Consider the following 1,448-nt stretch of genomic DNA (forward strand, 5'->3'; position numbering starts at 1 on the left):
TGCAACCCCTGTTGACCTGATAACGAGGACCCATGAAACACTCTGCATTGCCATTTTTTGCCGGTCATCACCGGCAGGAGCGCCTCGGTGCCCGCACCGTATTCAGCCCCCTGCCGGTGATGACCAATGTGCCGCCGGTGCGCCGCACCGACTGGCTGACCAGGAAGCACTCCCACTATATCGAGCTGGGGGGAGCTGGAGGTTCCCTCTTTCAAACCCAAATTCTCTATTCGTTCTGGGTGCTCGGATTACTTCTCTTTGCTTCAGCTTTTTGGGGGCCGCCTGGTTCTGGTTTGAGTGACGGACAGGGGTGGGCCGGCGTTTGGGCCGGACATTATCAGGAGGTCTGGATTGGCCCGAACCAATGGGTGATGGAATTTAGTTGGATGAACTTCCTTGGTACAGTTCTATTACTAGGTATGGGGCCAGGTTTTGCTTTATTCATAACCATAAAAATGTTGTGGGAGCATCAGCAGCAGCTACGTCGGGTGTTGCCTTTTCGCTTTCACCGCCAGCGCCGCGAGGTGATGCTGTCGCGCTGGGACAAACGCACCAGACGCACCGAGGTCCGGATTTTCCCCTGGGAAGATATGTGCGCCATGGTGGGAGAGGGCTCAGCCGTTTCGGTCAGCGGTGTCATGACCATGGCGAGCCTGTTTTTCGGTATCAACTCGGACGAGCGGCCCGGTTATTTCTGGTCCGGCATGAACGTCGGCACCCTTAGCAAGGAGGTGGGAGCCGGCGAGTGGGAGATGATCCGCCGCTATATGGAAGAGGGGCCCGAAGCCATCGACGAGCCGGCCCCGGTCACCTTTGACGGCATGATTGAGGAGTTTTGCCGGGAGCGGAAGATACCCCGCTGCGCCTTCTCCCCGTTGCGCCGGCTCTGGTGGGAACTTAACGGCACTCGCTTTGGCATATTGCGCATCAATATCCAGAGCCGTTTGCAGCAGCGCTTTGCCGAGCGCTACTTCGCTGCCCATCCCGAGCAGGCAGCCTGGAGTGAGCCATTGCCACCCGAACAGTGGGCCAAACCGAGCGAGCGGCTGACCCGTTGCAACCAGCTGTTGGCCGAGCAGTACGCCCAGGGCCGGACCATCTTTACCGTGGGTGACGTGCGCGAACTGCTGGGGGAGGTTATCACGGCGGAGGAGGAACAGGTGTTGGCACCCTAGGCCGCAAGACGGCNNAAGACGGCGTGGTCTTGCAAGCGCCCCCTCGGGCCGGTTGTGTCGCATTAAGGCAGTGTCAGGTAATCTGCTGTTTTCTTGATGCTACCTGATCATGTTGGCACTGTTGCAACGTTTTATCGCAGAACATTTCCCTGGCATATTTTGTGGACCAATACGGGAGTTGGCACAATAATTTGTGGCTGCAATTCCCTATTTTTCGGGAAAATCAAACGTTGCAATAGTGCCGCAAATACCTATTTTTTAATTACACGTTCA

Annotated in this window: 1 protein-coding gene; it reads left to right on the forward strand. The window is 56.8% G+C overall.

The features are described from left to right. Positions 1 to 32 precede the first annotated feature (32 nt). A complete protein-coding gene (locus CJP72_RS24330; protein WP_162383815.1) occupies positions 33 to 1,175 on the forward strand; it encodes a hypothetical protein in 1,143 nt (380 codons plus the stop codon). Positions 1,176 to 1,448: the final 273 nt, after the last annotated feature.

Source organism: Citrobacter sp. NCU1 (assembly GCF_010231475.1).
Lineage (GTDB): Bacteria > Pseudomonadota > Gammaproteobacteria > Enterobacterales > Enterobacteriaceae > Citrobacter_D.

Bases quoted from the DNA above. Each gene is read 5' to 3' on its own strand.
- CJP72_RS24330 (WP_162383815.1), top strand. From the start codon at position 33: ATGAAACACTCTGCATTGCCATTTTTTGCCGGTCATCACCGGCAGGAG.